Consider the following 17,472-nt stretch of genomic DNA (forward strand, 5'->3'; position numbering starts at 1 on the left):
TTCTTCGGTGACGAACCGGCCGTTCGTCCGGAGGGGCGGGTGAGGCGGGCCGGGCCGGGCCGGGCGCTCCGGCCTACTTGGGCGCCATCCGGATCGCGCCGTCGAGGCGGATGGTCTCGCCGTTGAGCATCGGGTTCTCGACGATGTGCGCGACGAGGGCCGCGTACTCGCTCGGGTCACCGAGGCGCGACGGGTGCGGCACCTGGGCGCCGAGGGAGTCGATGTGCTCCTGCGGCAGCGTCGCGAACAGCGGGGTGTGGAAGAGGCCCGGGGCGATGGTGCAGACCCGGATGCCGATCGAGGCGAGGTCGCGGGCGATCGGCAGCGTCATGCCGACGATGCCGCCCTTCGACGCCGAGTAGGCGGCCTGTCCGATCTGGCCGTCGAAGGCCGCGACGGAGGCGGTGTTGACGACGACGCCGCGGTCGCCGGTGCCGACGGCCGCGTCGGTCAGCGGCTCGGTCTCGCTCATCGCCTGGGCGGCGAGGCGGATGACGTTGAACGTGCCCACGAGGTTGACGTTCAGGACCTTGGTGAACTCCTCGAGCGGGAACGGGCCCTTGCGCCCCGCGGTGCGGTGGGCGTTGCCGATGCCCGCGCAGTTGACCGCCACGCGCAGCGTGCCCCCGACCCGTGAACCCAGCCCCGCGGCCGCGTCGATCGCCTGGGTCACCTGCTCGGGGTCGGTGACGTCGGCCGGGGCGAAGACCGCCCGCTCGCCCAGCTCCTTCGCGACCTCCCCGCCCGCCGACGACGGCAGGTCGACGATCACCACCGACGCGCCCTGCGCGTACAGCTTCTCCACGGTCGCCCGGCCCAGGCCGGACGCTCCGCCGGTCACCAGCGCGACGGCCCCGTCGACGTCCACGTTCGTCCTCCGTGTGTCCTCTCGGCGATCAGGTGGCCGCCATGGTGGTCCGACGCGGAGAAACGGTCAATGCTGACTCCTCACCGGGGGCGTGACCCGGTGATCGGGCCCTCGACACGCCCCGCGTACACTCGATGGCTGGTGCGCGTGTCGTGCCGGTGTCCGCACGCGTTCACCACATCCCCCGGCGTCCGAGCCGGTGGAGGGTCCGGAGTGGGGTCGCCGAACGCTCGCGTACCCGATCCGGTGTGCACCCGCACGTCGGTGGTGCGGGACGACGTGGTCGTCCGGCGAGCGTCCCCGGTCCACCGCGGCCGGGTGCGGGAGCGGGACGGCCGGCGAGAGAAGTGCGGAGGACATGGCGAAGAAGGACGGCGCCATCGAGGTCGAGGGCCGGGTCATCGAGCCCCTGCCCAACGCGATGTTCCGGGTCGAGCTCGAGAACGGGCACAAGGTCCTGGCACACATCAGCGGGAAGATGCGTCAGCACTACATCCGGATCCTCCCCGAGGACAAGGTCGTGGTGGAGCTGTCGCCGTACGACCTGTCGCGCGGCCGGATCGTCTACCGCTACAAGTGATCTCCCAGAGCGAGGAAGCGACGTGAAGGTCCAGCCGAGCGTCAAGCGCATCTGCGCCAAGTGCCAGGTGGTCCGCCGTCACGGGCGGATCATGGTCATCTGCGACAACCTGCGGCACAAGCAGCGCCAGGGCTGACGCCCCGGCGCCCGGGACACCGGGCGCCCGACGAGAACATCCCCGTACCTACGCCGACCAGCCTCGGCGGAACCACCCCCGGCCCGGGAGGCCGGGGCCCGCGACGGTGACACGCCGTCCGGGACGGGCGGGGACCGACACCTCCCGACGACACGAGGAGTACGCGCCGACATGGCACGCATTTCCGGCGTCGACCTCCCCCGCGAGAAGCGGATGGAGATCGCGCTGACCTACATCTTCGGGATCGGCCGCAGCCAGTCCCGGACGATCCTCGCCGAGACGGGGATCGACCCCGATCTCCGCAGCAAGGACCTGAGCGACTCCGATGCCGCGGCCATCCGCGCGTTCATCGAGGGCAACCTCCGGGTCGAGGGTGACCTGCGCCGCGAGATCCAGGCGGACATCCGGCGCAAGGTCGAGATCGGCAGCTACCAGGGCCTGCGTCACCGGCGCAACCTCCCGGTCCACGGCCAGCGGACGAAGACCAACGCCCGCTCGCGCAAGGGCCCGAAGAAGACCGTCGCCGGCAAGAAGAAGGCCGCCCGCAAGTAACGGGCGACCCACTCGACGCAGAGACTCGGAGAGAAGCACCGCATGCCACCCAGGACCCGCACCGGCGCCGCCGGCGCCAAGAAGGTGCGCCGCCGGGAGAAGAAGAACGTCTCCCAGGGCCAGGCGCACATCAAGAGCACGTTCAACAACACGATCGTCTCGATCACCGACCCCTCGGGCGCGGTGATCAGCTGGGCCTCCGCCGGCCACGTCGGCTTCAAGGGCTCGCGCAAGTCCACGCCGTTCGCCGCCCAGATGGCCGCCGAGAACGCGGCCCGCAAGGCGGCCGAGCACGGCATGAAGAAGGTCGACGTCTTCGTCAAGGGCCCGGGCTCGGGCCGCGAGACGGCGATCCGGTCGCTGCAGGCCGCGGGGCTCGAGGTCGGGACGATCTCCGACGTCACCCCGCAGCCCCACAACGGCTGCCGCCCGCCGAAGCGTCGTCGGGTCTAGGGCCGGAGAGGAGAGGAACCATGGCTCGCTACACCGGCCCCGCCACGCGCAAGTCCCGTCGCCTGAAGACCGACCTGATCGGTGGCGACAAGTCCTTCGAGCGCCGTCCGTACCCCCCGGGGCAGCACGGGCGGATCCGCATCAAGGAGTCCGAGTACCTGCTGCAGCTCCAAGAGAAGCAGAAGGTCCGGTTCACCTACGGCGTCCTCGAGAAGCAGCTGCGCGCCTACTACGAGGAGGCGAACCGTCGCGAGGGCAAGACCGGCGACGAGTTCCTGCGCCTGCTCGAGTCGCGCCTGGACTCCGTGGTCTACCGCGCGGGCCTGGCCCGCACGCGTCGTGCCGCCCGCCAGCTCGTGGGGCACGGCCACTTCCTCGTCAACGGCGAGAAGGTGGACGTCCCCAGCTTCCGGGTGACCCAGTACGACATCATCGACGTCCGCGACAAGTCGCGGAACATGCTGCCCTTCGTGGACGCGAAGGAGTCGTTCGGGGACCGTCCGGTGCCCGGCTGGCTCCAGGTTGTCCCGGACTCGCTGCGCATCTTCGTGCACCAGCTGCCGGAGCGGACCCAGATCGACACGCCCGTGCAGGAGCAGCTGATCGTCGAGTTCTACTCCAAGTAGCACAGACGGGGGGCTCCGCCCCCCGTGGACCCCCCGGCCCGGGGTCGACCCGGGTCGGGGCCGTTCGGCGTCAAATAGCGGATGCCCGAGCACCGGAAGGAACACCAGAAGTGCTGATCTCCCAGCGCCCGGCCCTCTCGGAGGAGCCGGTCGACGAGACCCGGTCGCGGTTCGTCATCGAGCCGCTCGAGCCGGGCTTCGGTTACACCCTCGGCAACTCGCTGCGGCGGACCCTGCTGTCGTCCATCCCGGGCGCGGCCGTGACCTCGATCCGGGTCGACGGGGTCCTCCACGAGTTCACCACCGTCCCGGGGGTGAAGGAGGACGTCACCGACATCATCCTGAACCTCAAGGAGCTCGTCGTGAGCTCCGAGGAGGACGAGCCGGCGACGATGTACCTGCGCAAGCAGGGCCCGGGCACGGTGACGGCGGGGGACATCGTCCCGCCGGCCGGCGTGACCGTGCACAACCCGGACCTGCACATCGCGACCCTGAACGACCAGGGCCGTCTCGAGGTCGAACTCGTGGTCGAGCGGGGTCGTGGTTACGTCCCCGCCGCCCAGAACAAGGCCTCCGGCGCCGAGATCGGCCGCATCCCGGTCGACTCGATCTACTCGCCGGTGCTCAAGGTCAGCTACAAGGTCGAGGCGACCCGCGTCGAGCAGCGCACCGACTTCGACAAGCTGATCCTCGACGTCGAGACCAAGCCGTCGATCACCCCGCGCGACGCCATCGCGTCCGCCGGCCGCACGCTCGTCGAGCTGTTCGGCCTGGCCCGCGAGCTCAACGTCGACGCGGAGGGCATCGAGATCGGGCCCTCGCCCGCCGAGGCCGACTCGATCGCGGCGTTCGCGATGCCCATCGAGGACCTCGACCTCACGGTCCGGTCCTACAACTGCCTCAAGCGGGAGGGCATCCACACGGTCGGCGAGCTCGTCGGCCGGTCGGAGGCCGACCTGCTGGACATCCGCAACTTCGGTGCGAAGTCCATCGACGAGGTCAAGATGAAGCTGGCCGGCCTCGGGCTGGCCCTCAAGGACAGCCCGCCCGGGTTCGACCCGAGCGCGGCCGCGTCCGACTACCCGTCGGAGGGGTACGACTCCTACGACGGCGGCGGGTACGGGTCGTTCGGCACCGACGACGGCCAGGACTACGCCGAGACGGAACAGCTGTAGAAAGCACAGCAGCTCTGACGTTCGTAGAGCTCTGACGTACTGCCCCCTCCCCGGCCCGACGAGGGCCGGGGAGGAAAGGCGCCCGAGACAGGAGCAATGCCATGCCCCAGCCCACCAAGGGCCCGCGGCTCGGGGGATCCCCCGACCACCAGAAGCTGCTGCTGGCCAACCTGGCCACGTCGCTCTTCACCCACGGGCGCATCCACACGACGCGGGCCAAGGCCGAGCGCCTCCGCCCGTACGCCGAGCGCCTGATCACGAAGGCCAAGAAGGGCGACCTGCACAACCGTCGCATCATCTCGGAGCAGATCCGGGACAAGGACGTCGTGCACCGCCTGATCGCCGAGATCGGCCCGTTCTTCGCGGACCGTCCCGGCGGCTACACGCGCATCGTCAAGACGCTGCCGCGCAAGGGCGACAACGCCCCCATGGCGATCATCGAGCTGGTGAACGAGCGGCTCGCCTCCACCGAGGCGTCCGCGGCGACCCGCTCGGCGGCCAACCGCGAGGTCGGTGGCCAGGCCACCGGTGCCGCCGCCACGGCCGCGTCCATCGCGGACGCGGAGTCGGCGGAGTCCTCGGCGTCGTCGGAGCCCTCCGACCTCGCCCCGTCCGACGACGCCACCGAGGCCGCACAGGCCGAGGAGGCGGTCGGCACCGACGCCGAGCCGGAGGTCCCCGAGGCCGAGGCCGCGGCGTCCGACGAGGTGCCCGAGCCGATGGCGGAGAACGCCGCGGCCGCCGCCGGTCTCGAGACCGACGACGACACCGAGGGGAAGTCCTGACCGGACCGACCCCCGCGCACGACCCCGGGCCCGCCGTCGAACCCGACGGCGGGCCCGCGGTGTCTCCGGGCGCTGACGACGCGGCTTTCCTGCCGCTCGATGCAAGCGATCAGGACGAGCACGCCGATAGGGCTCCGCTGGCACCGGGGGTACGACGGATCCGGCTCGACCTGGCCTACGACGGCACCGACTTCGCCGGCTGGGCCCGCCAGCCCGGGCTGCGCACCGTGCAGGGGGTGCTCGAGGAGACCCTGGCCGTCCTCGCCCGCCGCGACGTCGCGCTCACCGTCGCCGGCCGCACCGATGCGGGCGTGCACGCCGACGCCCAGGTCGCCCACGCCGACGTCCCCGCCTCCGGGTCCGCGCTGCTCGACGCGGGCACGGTGCCCGACGGCCTCGTCCGCCGGCTCGCCCGCATGCTCCCGCCGGACGTCCGCGTCCACGCCGTCACCCTGGCCCCCGCGGGGTTCGACGCCCGCTTCTCCGCGGTCCGCCGCCACTACGCCTACCGCGTGTGCACCGCGCCCTGGGGTCCCGAGCCGCTGCGGGCCCGCGACACGCTGCGCTGGCCCCGCGGCCTCGACGTGGCGGCGATGGACGCCGCCGGGCGGGGCCTGCTCGGCGAGCACGACTTCGCGGCGTTCTGCCGTCCCCGCGAGGGCGCGACCACGATCCGCGAGCTCCAGCACCTGCGCTGGGCCGCGGTGCCCGGCGAGCGCGACGTCGTCGAGGCGCGCCTGTCCGCCGACGCGTTCTGCCACTCGATGGTCCGCTCGCTGGTCGGCGCGCTGCTGGCGGTGGGGGAGGGGCGCCGCGACGTCGACTGGCCGGCCTCGCTGCTGACCCGCCGGGAGCGGGCGGCCGAGGTGCACGTCGTCGCCGCCCACGGGCTGCGGCTCACCGGCGTCGACTACCCCGACGACGCCGGCCTCGCCGCCCGCGCCGCGACGACGCGGGCGGTGCGGACCCTGGGCTCCTGAGTGGGATCGCCGGGGCTCAGCTGCGCCGGACGGGCCCGAGCAGCGCGGTCTCCCGCTCGGCGGTGACGAGGTCCAGGCGCCGCCACAGGTTGCGGCCCAGTACGACGACGCCGTGGTCGGGCAGCGTCCGGAGCGTCTCGGCCATCGGCTCGGTGAGCCGCCACAGCCGGGCGGCCAGGTCGGCCTCCTGGGGCGGCATCCGCCCGAGGAGCACGACGTCGGCGTCGTCCGCCGCGTCGGCGACCGCCGGGGACAGCGCGGGCAGGACCAGCAGCGTGGCCCGCCACGGCCCGGTGGGCGCCGAGGGGCCGGTGGCGGTGGCGCCGCGGTCGTGGACGGTGAGCAGCGCGTCGGTGTCGCCCGGCTCCGGATCGGCGCGGTGCTCCTCGGCGGGTTCGTCGGGCCCGATCCGGACGCGGTCGGGGTCGGCCGCGGCGCGGGCGACCGGCTCCCAGGCGGCGCGACGGCCGGTGACCACGGTGAGCCGGGCGCCCTGGCCCACCGCCCGCAGCGCGACCTGGCGGGCGAGGTGCAGCGCGCCGAGGACGACGACGCGGGTCGGGACCGGTCGCAGCAGCGCGAGCGCGACCGGCGCGCCCTGCGGGTCGGCGCCGAGCACGACCCCGGCCGGGGAGGCGGGGGCGGTCAGAGCGTCGAGGGCCGCGGCCGGCACCGTCGCGGCCACGCGGCCCGTCGCCGGCCGACGTCCGCCGGGCCGGGCCGTCACGGCGGGCCCCCGAGCGGCAGCGTCCCGCGCAGCCCGGCGGCCTGCCGCCCGTGCCACGGGTCGAGCCGCACCCCCCGGGCGCGGGCCGCGGCGACGACACCGCGTCCGGCCTCGGCGAGCTCGTCGGGGGTCCGGGCGCTGACCCGGACGCGGACCGAGACGCCCACCCACGGGTCGCCGTCCGGGCCGGGCGGCCCGGGCCGCAGCGTGAGGGCCACGGTGGTGGCGGCCTCGGGCGCGGCGAGGTCGTCGAGGTCGAGCGGGCCGCCGGCGGGCACGGGGAGGTCGGCCGCGTCCCGGGTGGCGTGGCCGACCTCCCCGACCACCACCGCGTCCCACCGCTCCTCGATGCCGCTGTCGGGCGCACGGTCGAGGTCGACCACGGCCGCCGTCGCCACCGCGTCGCGCAGCCCCGCGCGGTCGAGCGGGCGCACCGGGAGGTCGTGGTCGGCGAGCACGCGGGCGATCCGCGCGAGCGCCCCGACGAGGGCCCGCCGTGCCCCCAGCACCCCGCCGCCGCGCTCGGCCACCGCACCGGGACAGCGGTCCGGGTCCAGGCTCACCACGAGCCAGGCGCTGCGGTGGGCGGCGTCCGCGAGCGGGCCGAGGACCTCGCGGTGCGCCTGGCGGGCCGGGGAGTCGGCGGGCCCGGGCCGGACGTGGCGCACGACGCTCAGCGCGTCCAGCACGACGCCGCGGTCGGACAGGGTCCCCGCGAGCGCGCCCAGTGGGAAGTCCGCGGCGGTCCCGGGCCCGACCAGCAGCGGCAGCTCGTCGGTGTCGGGCACGAGGACCGCGGTCCACGTGCCGTCGTCGGTGCGGGCGAGCGCGACGGGGCGCCCGTCGTGGTCACGGTCGTCGACCACGACGACCTCGCCCAGGACGGCGTCCAGCGGCCCCAGGCCCAGGCCCTCGTCGTCGGGGGTGTCCGGCTCGGCGGTGGTGTCGCGGGGCCGCGCCCGGTGGCGCACGGCGAGCAGCGCCCAGGTCCCGACCAGCTCGCCCCGCACCCGCACGAGCCCGGCGACGAGCGCGACGGAGAGGACGATCCCGGCGACCGGCAGCAGCGCGGGGCCGAGCGCCAGCAGCCCGAGCGCCACCGCCAGCCCGATCTCCACGACGAGGACCCCGCCCAGGCGGTCGGGCGCCGTCCGCGCGCTCACCGCGCGCTCCGGCGGCGGACGAGCAGGAGGACGGCGACGGCGAGGACGACGACCACGGTGCCCGCGGCCACCCACGGCAGGACGGAGCCACCCGACGGGGCCGGCGGCGCGGGGGGCGGGGCCGGTCGGGCTCCCGCCAGGGCCGCGTCCACGTCGAGCGCGCCGGCGCCGACGAGCGGGTCGCGGCCGGGGCCCGTCCCCGGCACCGGCGCCGCGGTCCCGACGAGCCGCGCCACCACCTGCTCCGCCGTCAGCGCCGGGAAGCGGGCGCGCAGCAGGGCGGCGGCCCCGGCCACCCGCGCGGCCGCGAAGCTCGTGCCGGTCACCGGCCCCGGAGCCGAGCCCGGGAGCGTGAGGTCGGCGGTGAGCCCGGCCGAGCGCGCGTCGAGGGCGGCCGGGACGGTGCCGGGCGCGGCGAGGTCCACCCACGGGCCGGCGAGGGACGCCGGGTCCGGCCGACCGGCGTCGTCGAGGGCGCCGACGGTGAGGACGTCGTCGTCGAACCAGCCCGGGGCGGGGACCGTGGTGACCCGCTCGCGGGCCTGCGCCGGGTCGTTCGCCGGGCAGGCCGGGCCGGCGTTGCCCGCCGCGGCGACCACGACGATGCCGCGCGCGGCGGCGTCGTGCACGGCCGCCCGCAGCGCGCCCAGGGCCGGGTCGGTGGTGCCCACCAGGCCGGCCGCGGGCCGGCACGCCGCGACCGCGAGGGTGAGCACCCCGACGCCCGGCCGCGTCGCGGCGCGGACCGCCCGGGCCAGCGTCGCCTCGTCGCCCGCGCTCGCCCCGTCGGCGGTGGCCGACCACGCGCTGTCCGCCCGCACCGCCAGCACGCGGGCCCCCGGGGCGACCCCGACCAGGCCGTCGTCGGCGGCCGGGGCCGCCGCGACCAGCCCGGCGACGGCCGTGCCGTGGCCGTCGCAGTCGTCGGTGGCCGAGCGCCCGGCGACGAAGTCCCCGCCGTCGGTGACGCCCCCGCCCAGCCGCGGGTGGCGCGCGACCCCGGAGTCGACGACCGCGACGGTCACCCCGCGCGCGTCGGCGCCGGGCACGGTGTCCGGGGCCGGCGTCAGGGCGGTGAAGGTGTCCGGGGCGACGCCCGCGGGGCACGCGCCCCGCGACCGCAGCCCGGGGAGCGCGCCCGGCGCGTCGGGGAGGGCGGCGAGCGCGGCCGGGTCCGGCGCCGGCGGGGCGGGCGGCGCGACCGCGATGGCCTGGGCGGCGGTGTCCTGGGCGGCGGTGTCCTGGCCGGCGATGTCCTGAGCCGGGGCGGGCGCGGCCAGCCCGAGCAGGGCCGTGAGCACGACGGCGGCGACGGCGGCCGCGGCGGCCCCGGCCCGCCGGGTCCGCCCGGTCCGCGGGGGCCGGCTCACAGCAGCCGGACCGCCGTGTAGAGGTCGCACACCGCGAGCGCGAGGGGGATGACGGCGGCGATCCCGACGCCCTCGAGGAGGTCGACGGCGCGCCGGGCACCTGGCGAGGCCCGGCGCCGGGGCAGGACCGACCCGAGCACCACGGTGAGGACCCCGACGACGACCGCGGCCACCGCGATCCCGACGCGGGCGGCGCCCGCCGGGGCCGCGGCGACCGCGCCCACGCCGACGGCGGCCCCGCCGACGAGGGCGCCGACGAGCAGGACGCTCGCGGGCAGCGCGTTGGCGTAGCTGCGGGAGCGCAGGGCCGGCAGCAGCACGAGCAGCACGGCGAGCACCCATCCCGCGGTGCCCTGCCAGCCGTCAGCCGGGACGGCCGCGAGCACGGCCGCCGCCGCGGCGAGCACGGCGACGGTGCCGGCCGCGAGCCCGGCGAGCACGGCGTGCGCGCGGTCCGCCCGGCGGTCCAGCGACGCGGGGTCGCCCGGCCCGGCGTCGTCGGCGAGCTCGGCCGCGGACGCCGGTACCTGGGGCAGCGGGAGCCGGGCCAGGGCGACGCCCAGGCGCGGGAGCGCGGAGAGCACGACGAGGGCGACGGCCCCGGCCCCGGCCGCGACCGCCGGCGCCCCGACCTCGGCCCCGCGGGCGGCGGCCAGCGCCCCCACGACCGTCGCGACCGCCCCGACCAGGGTCGCGATCCCCGCGGCCGTCGCCAGCCCGACGAGGACCGCGAGCGCCACCCGGTCCGCGCGGGCGGTCCCGAGCAGCGTCGACCCCGCGGCGACGAGCGCCAGCGCCGCCGCGAGCAGCAGGTGCGGCGTGCCCGCGCCGGTGGTGAGGGCACCGGCGTCGGGCGCGTCCGAGGGCACCGCCGCGAGCCCGCACACCGCGGCGGCCGCCGTCGCCAGCGGCCCGAGCACCGCGGCGGCGCCGGGGCGGGAGAACAGCCTCGGCGCGGCGGCGCCGAGCAGCCCCGCGAGGATCGCCAGGAGGGCGGCCGCGCCGGCGGTGACCAGCCCGCCGGCCGTCCCCGGACCGCGACCGGCGGCCACGAGCGCGCCGAGGGCCACCGCCCCGGCCGTCGCGGCGCCCGCCAGGCCGAGCGCGTGGGCCCACCCCTCGTCCCACGGGCGGTAGCTCGCCGGGGAGGACTCGGCGACGGCGTCGACGACGTCGTCGTAGAGCGGGGCGGGCGCCGCGTCGGCCCGGCGGCGCAGGACGAGCTGGTCGCCGTCGAGGACGCCGAGCCCGTCGAGGGTCTGCCGCGGGTCGACCGGGGCGCCCCCGAGCGGGGCGAGCGTCCACGCGGTGCCGCCGGGCCGGTCGGCGCTGCGGAGGGCATCGCCGTGGCGGGCGGGGCGCTCGTCGGCGCCGTCGGGGTCGGGCCGCTCGGTCATCTCGACGAGCACCCCGAGCAGCTCGGCCACCGGGACGTCGCCGGGCAGCGCGACGTCGACGCGGGTGCTCGGCGCCAGCACCGAGATCCGGGTGACGGGGGCCGCGGCGTCGGGGGCGGGGAACGGGGCCGGGGTGAGCGCGGCCCCCGGGGGCGCGGCGGGGCCGGACGGCGGGCGCCCGAGCGCGGCCGGGGCGTGCCCCCGGCCGGTGCCGGTGCTCATGGACTCCCCCTCCCGGAGATCCTCTCCCAGCGCCTCTGATGTGCCCGTGACCCGGCCCCCGACCGCCACCGGGACCCGGACGACCTGCGCCGATCGTGCCCGATCAGCTGATCGGCTCCTTAGTATGACCTCCGGAGGCGGGGCGTCGGGGGCGAACGCCGGAGATCCGGACAGCCGCCGGGAGGAGGGGCGTGGGCACGCAGGTCGTCCGACGCGGGCCACGCACGCCCGCCCCGGCGATGCCGGCCGGGGAGATCCCGCTCGAGGCGCCGCCGGCCGAGCCCCGGATCGCCCCGGTGGGGCTGCTCCAGCGCCTCCTGCCGGTCGTGATGCTGCTCGCGTCGGTGGGCTTCGTCGTCGTCATCGGGCTCGACAACCCGACGTCGTGGCTGTTCGGCGGGATGATCGCGCTGTCGACGCTCGGGATGGTCGCCGGGGGGTCGTCGCGGGGCGGGGCGCAGCGGCGGGCCGAGTCCGACGCCGAGCGGGCGGACTACCTGCGCTACCTCGCCCAGATCCGGCGCCGCGCCCGCTCGGTGGCGGCCGAGCAGCGCGCCAGCCTGGAATGGACCCACCCCGACCCGGACGCGCTGGTGACCCTGGCCCGCGGGCCCCGCACCTGGGAGCGCCGGCCCGGCGACCCGGACTTCGCGCACGTCCGCGTGGGCCGCGGGGCGCAGCGCCTCGCGACCGCGTTGGTCCCGCCCCAGACCGGCCCCGTCGAGGACCTCGAGCCGGTGACGACGGTCGCGCTCCGCCGGTTCGTGCGGACCCACTCCGTCGTCGAGGCCCTGCCGACCGCGGTGTCGCTGCGCGCGTTCGCCGCGGTCGCGGTGACCGGCGCGGCCGACCCGGAGCGGCGACGGGCCGTCGTCCGGGCGCTCCTGGCCCAGCTGGTGACCTTCCACGGCCCGGACGACCTGCTGCTCGCCGTGGCCGCGCGTGGCGAGGGCCGGCGCGCGTGGGAGTGGTGCAAGTGGCTGCCGCACGTCGCGCACCCGCGCCTGGCCGACGGCGCCGGCCCGATGCGGATGATCGGCTCCTCGCTGGCGAGCGTGCAGGCGTGGCTGGCCCCGGAGCTCGCCGACCGGCCCCGGTTCTCCCGGGGCGCCGCGCCGCCGCCCGGCGCGGCCCACGTCGTCGTCGTGCTCGACGGCGCCGAGGGCCTCGCCACCGACGACGCCGACCGGGCGCTCGTCGAGGACGGCCTCGCGGGGGTGACCCTCCTCGACGTCGGGGGTGGGGACGGCGCGCTCGACGCCCTCGTGGGCCGGCGGGGGCTGCGGCTGGTGCTCGGCGCCGACCCCGACGACGCGGCCGGCGGCGATCGGATCGGGGCGGGCAGCGACGCGGCACCCGGCGGGGTCGAGTGGTTCGGCCGCCCGGACGGGCTCGCCGAGGCGCAGGCCGAGGCGCTCGCGCGCCGGCTCGCGCCGTGCCGGACCCCGGGCGCGGCGCGCGACGAGGCGGGCCCGTCGACGCCGGGCCTGCTGGAGCTGCTCGGCGTCGACGGCGACCCGGACACCTTCGACGTCGCCGCCGCGTGGCGGCCCCGGGCGGCCCGGGAACGCCTCCGCGTGCCGTTCGGGATCTCCGAGGACGGCGAGCCGGTGGAGCTCGACCTCAAGGAGGCCGCGCAGGAGGGCATGGGCCCGCACGGGCTCTGCGTCGGCGCCACCGGGTCGGGCAAGTCCGAGCTGTTGCGCACGCTGGTGCTCGGGCTCGTCACCACCCACTCCTCGGCGGCGCTCAACCTGGTGCTCGTCGACTTCAAGGGCGGCGCCACGTTCGCCGGGCTCGCCGCGGCGCCGCACGTCGCCGCCGTCATCACCAACCTCGCCGACGACCTCGGCCTCGTCGACCGCATGCAGGACGCGCTGGCCGGCGAGATGAACCGGCGCCAGGAACTGCTGCGCGCGGCCGGGAACCTCGCGAGCGTCGCCGACTACGAGCGCGCCCGGGAGCGCGGCGCCGCCCTCGAGCCGCTGCCCGCGCTGTTCGTCGTCGTCGACGAGTTCTCCGAGCTGCTCCACCAGAAGCCCGACCTCGCGGACCTGTTCACCGCGATCGGCCGGCTCGGGCGCTCGCTGCAGATCCACCTGCTGCTCGCCTCGCAGCGCCTCGACGAGGGCCGGCTGCGGGGACTCGACTCGCACCTGTCGTACCGGATCGGGCTGAAGACCTTCTCCGCGGCCGACTCCCGCGCGGTCCTCGGGGTGCCGGACGCCGCGTCGCTGCCGTCGGTGCCCGGCGTCGGGTACCTCCGTTCGGACACCTCGACGATGGTGCGGTTCACCGCCGGCTACGTCTCCGGGCCGCACCGCCGCCGCGAGGCGCGGGCCCGGGCGGCGCCGCGCGCCGGCCCCCGGCCCGCCACGCGCCCGCCGCGCCTCTTCCACGGCGGGTGGGTCGACCTGCCGCCGGCGCTGCCCGGTCCGGACGGCGACGGGGAGGCGCCACCCGTCGTCGTCGGGGAGTCCGACGAGGCGATGGTGCCCAGCGTGCTCGACGCCGTCGTCGACCGGCTGCGTGACGCGGGCCCGCCCGCCCACGAGGTCTGGCTGCCGCCCCTGGACGGGCCGACCGGCCTGGAGGAGCTCCTCCCGCCGCTGACCGAGACGCCCGACCGCGGCCTCGGTGCGCCCGGCTTCCCCGCCAACGGGTCGCTGCGCCTGCCGCTCGGGCTCGTCGACCGGCCCTACGAGCAGCGCCGCGAGGTGCTGTGGGCGGACCTGTCCGGCGCGGCCGGCCACGTGGTGGTGGCCGGCGGGCCGCAGTCGGGCAAGTCGACGACGCTGCGGGCGATGGTCACCGCGGCCGCCCTCACCCACACCCCGGCCGAGCTGGCGTTCCACGTGGTCGACCTGGGCGGCGGCACGCTGGGCGGGCTCGCCGCGCTGCCGCACGTCGGCACCGTCGCGGGGCGTGGCGACACCGACCTGGTGCGCCGGGTGGTGGCCGAGGTCGCCGCGGTCCTCGCCGGCCGGGAGCGCTGGTTCCGCGAGCACGGGATCACCTCGGCGGCCGACCTGCGCGCCCGGCGGCGTCGCGGCGAGCGGTTCGACGGGGACGGCGGGCAGGGAGACGGCGGGCAGGGGGACGACGGGCTGGGCGACGTGGTGCTCGTCATCGACGGCTGGCACGCGTTCCGCGCCGACCACGAGGCGCTGGAGTCGACGATCATCTCGCTGGCGACGGCGGGCCTGTCCTACGGCGTTCACGTCGCGATCGCCGTGAGCCGCTGGGCCGAACTGCGGCCGGCGCTCAAGGATCTGCTCGGGACCCGGGTGGAGCTGCGCCTCGGCGACCCGGGGGAGTCGGAGGTCGACCGGCGGGTGGCGGCCACCGTCCCGCCGGGGCGGCCGGGCCGGGGCCTGGCACCGGACCGCCACCACGTCCTCGTGGCGCTCCCGTCGGAGGAGTCCGTGCTGGCCGTGGCCGCCGCGTGGCACGGCGCGGTGGTCCCGCCCGTGCGCCTGCTGCCCGAGCGGGTCGACGTCGCCGAGCTGCCCGGGCCGGGGTCGGGGGAGCCGCACCTGCTGCCGATCGGGGTGGACGAGGACCGGCTCGCCCCGGTCCTGCTCGACGTCGCGGCCGACCCGCACCTGGTGGTCTACGCCGACGGCGAGTCCGGCAAGACCTCGCTGCTGCGCCTGCTCGCCCACCAGGTCGTCACCCGGTACACCCCCGAGCAGGCCCGGCTGGTGATCGTCGACTACCGGCGGGGGCTGCTCGGCGCGGTCGACTCCGAGCACCTCATCAGCTACACCTCCTCGGCCGAGGCGCTCACCGCGGCGGTGACCGACCTGGAGGCGTCGCTGCGGCGGCGCCTGCCGGGACCGGACGTGACCCCCGAGCAGCTGCGGGCGCGCACCTGGTGGACCGGGCCGGAGGTGTTCCTGCTCGTCGACGACTACGACCTCGTCGCCGCCCCCTCCGGCAACCCGCTGGCGCCGCTGGTCGACCTGCTCGCCCAGGCCAAGGACGTCGGGCTCCACCTGGTGGTGGCGCGCCGCGCCGGCGGTTCGGCGCGGGCGATGTTCGAGCCGCTGCTCACCCGGCTGCGCGAGCTCGCCACCCCCGGGCTGGTCGGCAACGGCAGCCGCGACGAGGGCCCGCTGGTCGGGGCCGCCCGGCCCGGGCCGCGCCCGCCGGGCCGCGCGGTGCTCGTCACCCGGCGGCACGGCGAGACCCTCGTGCAGCTGGCGTGGCGGGACCCGGACACGCCGATCCGTCCGGTCGGCGAGCCCGCCGGTGGTCCGCCGTGACCGGGTCGAGCGTCGCGGTCGACCTCGGCGAGGTCGGGGTCGCGGCGGCCGTCGACGACGGGCACGAGGTCACCGAGCTCGCGCTCGACCTCGCCGCCGTCCTGGCCGCCGACGACGGCGAGGCGCTGCTGACCGGGCGCGAGGCGCGGCGGCGGGCGGCCCCCGACCCGTCCCGCCTCGAGCCCTCCCCGCGCCGCCACGTCGACGAGGCGACGATGCTGCTCGGGACCCGGGTCGTCGGGGTCGGCGAGGCCCTCGGCGCGGTCCTCGCGGCCACCGTGGACCGGGCGGCCCCCGCGCTGCGCGGCGCGCGCCCCGCCCGCCTCGTGCTGACCCACCCGGCGTCGTGGGGGACGTCGCGCCGCGAGGTGCTGCGGCGGGCCGGGGCGGGGCTCGCGACGGAGCTGGTCCTCGTCCCCGAGCCGGTCGCGGTGGCCGCCCACGCCGCGTGGACGCGCCCGGCGGGGGCGGCGGACGGGCCGGTCGCGGTGCTGGACGTCGGAACCCGGACCGCGCGGGCCGCCGTCGTCGGGCCCGGGCCGGAGCGGGCGGTGCTCGCCGAGCGCTCGTCGCGCGCCTTCGGCGGGGACGACGCGGACGAGCTGCTGCTGCGCGCGGTGCTCGGGGCCCTGCCCGACGACGCGCCGGGGGCGGCGCGGGTGAGGGAGGTGGTCGCCGGGGCGACGCTGCCCGACCGGCGCCACCGCCAGGTGCTCGTCGAGGACGTCCGGGCCGCCCGCGAACGGCTCTCCGACGCCGAGCAGGCCGAGATCCCGCTGCCGGGCGGCGCGACGTCGGCCTGGTGCTCGCGCGGCGAGCTCGAGGACGTGCTCCGCGAGCCGTGCGAGGGCCTCGTCGCGCTGCTCTCCCGGACCCTCGACGACGCCGGGGTGGAGGCGGGCGGGCTCGCCGGGCTGCGGCTGGTCGGGGGCTTCGCCCGGACCCCGCTGCTCGGCACGCTGGTGCACCGCGAGCTGGGGACGCCGCCGGTGGTCCCGCCGGAGCCGCGGACGGCGGCCGTGCGGGGGGCACTGCTGGTGGTCGGGGGCACCGGTGCCGCCGGGGCCCGCTCCGGTGCCGCCGCCCTGCCCACCGGGGCGCCGGCGACGAACGGCGCCACGCGGGCGGGGACGCCGGCCGGTCCGGTCCGGGCGCCTGCCGGGCCCGGGCCTGCCGGGTCCGGGCCTGCCGGGACCGGGTCCGCGGGGACCGGGTCTGCCGGGACCGGGCTTGCGGTGGCCGGGACCGGTGCCCGGTCGGCTCCGCCCGGTCCGCCGACGGGAGGGCTGCCGCTCCTGCCGGACTGGCCCCGCCCGCTCCCGCCCGCGGGGGCCTCCCCGCCGACGCCGTCGCGCGGTGCCCCGGTGGCGGGCCCGCCGTCGGCGCCGACACCGGCCGTCTCCGTGGCCCGCCCGACCGGCCCGACCGCACCCGTCCCGCCGATCCCGGCCGGCCCGCTCGCCCGCCCGGCGGCCGGGGCGACGCCGGACCCGGACGGGCCGACGATGCGCATCGACCGCAGCCTCGTCCCGTCGTCGTCGCGGGCGCTCGTGCGGACCGAGACCCCCGCCGGCGCCGCCCGCTGGTCGCCCCGGCGGCGCGCGGCGGCCGTCGCGGCGGTGACCGCGGCGGTCGTCGTGGTGGTCCTGGTCGTGGCGGGGCTGCACGGCGGGACCGGCGGGTCGGCGACGGCCGCGCCGCCGACGGTCGTCTCGGCGTTCTCCCACGCCTACGAGCTGCCGGCCGGGTGGCTCCCCGACGGCACCGACGCGGCGTCGCGGCGCAGCCGCATCCGGCCGGCGGACCAGCCGCGGGGGCCGAACCTCATCGCCGTGCAGGAGAGCGCGCTGGCGTCGCCGGACCCGCAGAGCGCGCGGGCCCAGCTGCTCGCCGGGTACGAGGCGGCCCGGGCGGGCGGCGGCGGGGTGTCCGACCTGCAGCCCGACGCCACCTTCGGGGGCCGGCCCGTGGCCACCTACCGCCAGGTCGCCGCGCCGGGGACGACGGTCGACTGGGTCGTGGTGTTCGCGGGGACGACGCAGCTCTCGGTCGGGTGCCGCCACGACGACCAGGGCCGCGACGCCGTGCTCGCCGCCTGCGCCCACGTGGTGTCGACGCTGCGCAGTCCGCCCTGACGTGGGCCCGCTCGCCCAGTGAGGGGCACGTGGCG

The 17,472-nt window shown here is 77.7% G+C and carries 15 protein-coding genes; 10 read left to right on the forward strand and 5 right to left on the reverse strand.

Annotation, left to right across the window (positions count from 1 at the left end; genetic code table 11):
- Positions 1-73: 73 nt before the first annotated feature.
- Positions 74-868, reverse strand: a complete 795-nt coding sequence (locus tag HH311_RS27005; RefSeq protein WP_169186814.1) for a 3-hydroxyacyl-CoA dehydrogenase — start codon at positions 866-868, stop codon at positions 74-76.
- A 358-nt stretch (positions 869-1,226) separates the two neighbouring features.
- Between HH311_RS27005 and infA the strand changes: the two genes are divergently transcribed.
- From infA to truA, 8 genes are all read left to right on the forward strand, one after another.
- Positions 1,227-1,448 (forward strand): translation initiation factor IF-1, encoded by a 222-nt coding sequence (infA, locus tag HH311_RS27010; RefSeq protein WP_030532868.1) that lies wholly within the window; start codon positions 1,227-1,229, stop codon positions 1,446-1,448.
- A gap of 22 nt (positions 1,449-1,470) precedes the next feature.
- Positions 1,471-1,584, forward strand: coding sequence for a 50S ribosomal protein L36 (gene rpmJ, locus HH311_RS27015; protein ID WP_169186815.1), 114 nt, complete (start codon positions 1,471-1,473; stop codon positions 1,582-1,584).
- A gap of 171 nt (positions 1,585-1,755) precedes the next feature.
- A complete protein-coding gene (gene rpsM / locus HH311_RS27020; protein WP_169186816.1) occupies positions 1,756-2,136 on the forward strand; it encodes a 30S ribosomal protein S13 in 381 nt (126 codons plus the stop codon).
- A 42-nt stretch (positions 2,137-2,178) separates the two neighbouring features.
- On the forward strand, positions 2,179-2,589 hold the full coding sequence (gene rpsK, locus HH311_RS27025) for a 30S ribosomal protein S11 (protein ID WP_169186817.1): 411 nt from the start codon (positions 2,179-2,181) through the stop codon (positions 2,587-2,589).
- Between the two features lie 20 nt (positions 2,590-2,609).
- Positions 2,610-3,215 carry a 30S ribosomal protein S4 gene (rpsD, locus tag HH311_RS27030; protein ID WP_169186818.1) on the forward strand — a complete coding sequence of 202 codons (606 nt, stop codon included), beginning with the start codon at positions 2,610-2,612 and terminating at the stop codon, positions 3,213-3,215.
- Between the two features lie 110 nt (positions 3,216-3,325).
- Complete coding sequence (locus HH311_RS27035; protein ID WP_169186819.1) at positions 3,326-4,390, forward strand: DNA-directed RNA polymerase subunit alpha; 1,065 nt, start codon at positions 3,326-3,328, stop codon at positions 4,388-4,390.
- A 101-nt stretch (positions 4,391-4,491) separates the two neighbouring features.
- Positions 4,492-5,175, forward strand: coding sequence for a 50S ribosomal protein L17 (rplQ, locus tag HH311_RS27040; RefSeq protein WP_169186820.1), 684 nt, complete (start codon positions 4,492-4,494; stop codon positions 5,173-5,175).
- Between the two features lie 158 nt (positions 5,176-5,333).
- Positions 5,334-6,155, forward strand: coding sequence for a tRNA pseudouridine(38-40) synthase TruA (truA, locus tag HH311_RS27045; protein WP_312030437.1), 822 nt, complete (start codon positions 5,334-5,336; stop codon positions 6,153-6,155).
- A gap of 16 nt (positions 6,156-6,171) precedes the next feature.
- On the opposite strand, the gene HH311_RS27050 is transcribed toward truA, so the two are convergent.
- Genes HH311_RS27050 through eccD form a run of 4 tightly spaced genes read right to left on the reverse strand, consistent with a single transcriptional unit; the run spans position 6,172 to position 11,034 of the window.
- Positions 6,172-6,840: a hypothetical protein gene (locus tag HH311_RS27050; protein WP_169186822.1), complete on the reverse strand. Its 669-nt coding sequence runs from the start codon at positions 6,838-6,840 to the stop codon at positions 6,172-6,174.
- A gap of 38 nt (positions 6,841-6,878) precedes the next feature.
- The gene (eccE, locus tag HH311_RS27055) at positions 6,879-8,045 is read right to left on the reverse strand and encodes a type VII secretion protein EccE (protein ID WP_169186823.1); all 1,167 of its coding nucleotides are present in this window, start codon (positions 8,043-8,045) and stop codon (positions 6,879-6,881) included.
- The gene (locus tag HH311_RS27060) at positions 8,042-9,415 is read right to left on the reverse strand and encodes a S8 family serine peptidase (protein WP_169186824.1); all 1,374 of its coding nucleotides are present in this window, start codon (positions 9,413-9,415) and stop codon (positions 8,042-8,044) included. Before HH311_RS27060 ends, eccE begins: the two co-directional genes overlap by 4 nt.
- Positions 9,412-11,034 carry a type VII secretion integral membrane protein EccD gene (gene eccD, locus HH311_RS27065; RefSeq protein WP_169186825.1) on the reverse strand — a complete coding sequence of 541 codons (1,623 nt, stop codon included), beginning with the start codon at positions 11,032-11,034 and terminating at the stop codon, positions 9,412-9,414. The genes HH311_RS27060 and eccD overlap by 4 nt, the downstream gene beginning before the upstream one ends.
- A gap of 191 nt (positions 11,035-11,225) precedes the next feature.
- On the opposite strand from eccD, the gene eccCa reads away from it, so the two are divergent.
- Together eccCa and HH311_RS27075 are read left to right on the forward strand one after the other, a co-directional pair.
- Positions 11,226-15,302 (forward strand): type VII secretion protein EccCa, encoded by a 4,077-nt coding sequence (eccCa, locus tag HH311_RS27070; protein ID WP_396027465.1) that lies wholly within the window; start codon positions 11,226-11,228, stop codon positions 15,300-15,302.
- On the forward strand, positions 15,299-17,437 hold the full coding sequence (locus tag HH311_RS27075) for a type VII secretion-associated protein (protein ID WP_169186826.1): 2,139 nt from the start codon (positions 15,299-15,301) through the stop codon (positions 17,435-17,437). Before eccCa ends, HH311_RS27075 begins: the two co-directional genes overlap by 4 nt.
- The last annotated feature ends 35 nt before the right edge of the window (positions 17,438-17,472 follow it).

The sequence above is a fragment of the Actinomycetospora sp. TBRC 11914 genome, from assembly GCF_012933465.1.
Taxonomy (GTDB): domain Bacteria; phylum Actinomycetota; class Actinomycetes; order Mycobacteriales; family Pseudonocardiaceae; genus Actinomycetospora.